Raw genomic sequence first — 2,122 nt, forward strand, 5'->3', positions numbered from 1 at the left:
TCGGTCAGTTCGCGGTAGTCGAACACGTCACCGTTGCTGGCCGGGTATTGCAGCAGGGCGCCGAAGAAGGCGCTGACGTCGGTCAGTTCACGCTCGTCGCCCACCACCACGTCGATGCCCAGCGGCTCGGCACGGGTGCGCAATACGTCGAGGGTTTGCGGGTGGCTGTGCACGGAGGCGAAGAACGCGTTGCTGCCTTTGTTCTTGCTCAGGCGTTTGCAGAAGGTCATGGCTTCGGCAGCGGCGGTGGCTTCGTCCAACAGCGAGGCGTTGGCGATCGGCAGGCCGGTGAGGTCGCTGATCAGCGTCTGGAAGTTCAGCAGCGACTCCAGGCGGCCCTGGGAAATCTCCGGCTGATACGGCGTGTAGGCGGTGTACCAGGCCGGGTTTTCCAGGAGGTTGCGCAGGATCGGCGACGGTGTGTGGCAGTTGTAGTAGCCCTGGCCGATGTAGGTCTTGAACAGCTCGTTCTTGGCGGCAATCGCCTTGATCGAAGCCAGTGCGTCGGCTTCGCTCAGGCCGTCGCTCAGGCCCAGCACAGCGGTGCCCTTGATGCTTTCCGGGATCACGCTGGCGCTCAAGGCTTCCAGGGAATCAAAGCCCAGGGTGGCGAGCATGTGTTGCTCGTCGTCCTGGCGCGGGCCGATGTGGCGGGCGATGAATTCGTTGGCGGTGGTCAGATTAGTCATGGCGCGCTCCTCAGGCTTCAGCGTTGGCTTTGATCAGGCGGTCATACGCATCCTGATCCAACAGCTTAGCTACTGCGTCGGCATCAGCCGGTTTAAAGCGGAAGAACCAGCCTTCGCCCATCGGGTCTTCGTTGACCAGCTCGGGGCTGCCGTCCAGCTTGTCGTTTACTTCGAGGACTTCGCCGTCCAATGGCATGTATACGCCGCTGGCGGCCTTGACCGATTCAACGGTGGAGGCTTCTGCCCCTTTGTCGTAGGACTGCAGCTCAGGCAGTTGCACGAAAACCACATCACCCAGCGCGTTCTGCGCAAAAGCGGTAATGCCCACGGTCACGCTGCCGTCGGCTTCGGCGCGCAGCCATTCGTGATCTTCAGTAAAGCGCAACTCGCTCATGGAAACTCCTCAGGGCCAGATTCGTCTGGTGGACGGGATTGGAATAATGGGGAGTTGCTTAGCAAAATTGCGGCCAATGTTTTTTTATCTTTATAAAACAATTGGTTACTGATTATGGCAGGTGATGTTCGGAAGCTGACTGTAGCGATATCGCTACAGCTGGACGGGTGAAAAAAAGCCTATGAGGATCAAAGCCTTGCATGGCGATGCCTGGGACGGTGTGTATTGATATCGTTCCACTGTAGCGCTTTCAGTACAGACGGAGGTCGCTTTTGAGGGCGCCGTAGATCAAATGTGGGAGCGGGCTTGCTCGCGAATGCGGTATGTCAGTGCCGAATGTATTGACTGACCCAACGCATTCGCGAGCAAGCCCGCTCCCACATGTTGACCGCGTTCAGTCAGGGCTTGTTTGGAATACCGTACTTGCGCAGGCGATGGGCAATGGCGGTGTGGGAGGTTTGCAGGCGGCTGGCCAGCTGGCGAGTGGACGGGTAACTGGTATACAGCTTCTCCAGCAACCCGCGCTCGAAGTCTTCCACCGCCTGCTCCAGGCTGTCGACTTCACCATCGTTCTGCCGCGCCACAGAGGTGCCGGCGATGTCCAGGTCGCCGATGTCCACCAGGCTGCTTTCGCAAATGGCCGCGGCGCGGAAGATCACGTTCTGCAACTGGCGCACGTTGCCCGGCCAGCGGTTGCCCAGCAGCGCCGGGTAGGTGCCCGGCGCCAGGCGGCAGACCGGGCGCTGGATCTGTGCGCAGGCCTGCTGCATGAAGTAGCGGGCCAGCAGCAGGATGTCCTGGCCGCGCTCGCGCAGGGGCGGCACTTCGACGTTGAGCACATTGAGGCGGTAGAACAGGTCTTCGCGGAAGGTGCCTTCGCTGACCATCTTTTCCAGGTCGCGGTGGGTGGCGCTGAGGATCCGCACATTGACCTTCACCTCACGGTCGCCGCCCACCCGGCGGAAGCTGCCGTCGTTGAGAAACCGCAGCAGCTTGGCCTGCAAGTACGGCGACATCTCGCCGATCTCGTCGAGGAACA

2 protein-coding genes and 1 pseudogene are annotated in these 2,122 nt (G+C 60.7%); all 3 read right to left on the reverse strand.

The window, feature by feature from the left end; genetic code table 11:
- A pseudogene (locus tag HX846_RS16210) lies at window positions 1-689 on the reverse strand (glycine dehydrogenase (aminomethyl-transferring)); the annotation flags it as partial.
- A gap of 10 nt (window positions 690-699) precedes the next feature.
- Window positions 700-1,083: a glycine cleavage system protein GcvH gene (gene gcvH / locus HX846_RS16215; protein WP_003220049.1), complete on the reverse strand. Its 384-nt coding sequence runs from the start codon at window positions 1,081-1,083 to the stop codon at window positions 700-702.
- Between the two features lie 398 nt (window positions 1,084-1,481).
- On the reverse strand, window positions 1,482-2,122 hold a 641-nt coding region (locus HX846_RS16220; RefSeq protein ID WP_178965718.1), incomplete at its 5' end, for a sigma 54-interacting transcriptional regulator.

It is taken from the genome of Pseudomonas sp. K5002, from assembly GCF_013386655.1.
Lineage (GTDB): Bacteria > Pseudomonadota > Gammaproteobacteria > Pseudomonadales > Pseudomonadaceae > Aquipseudomonas.

Bases quoted from the DNA above. Each gene is read 5' to 3' on its own strand.
- gcvH (WP_003220049.1), bottom strand. From the start codon at position 1,083: ATGAGCGAGTTGCGCTTTACTGAAGATCACGAATGGCTGCGCGCCGAA.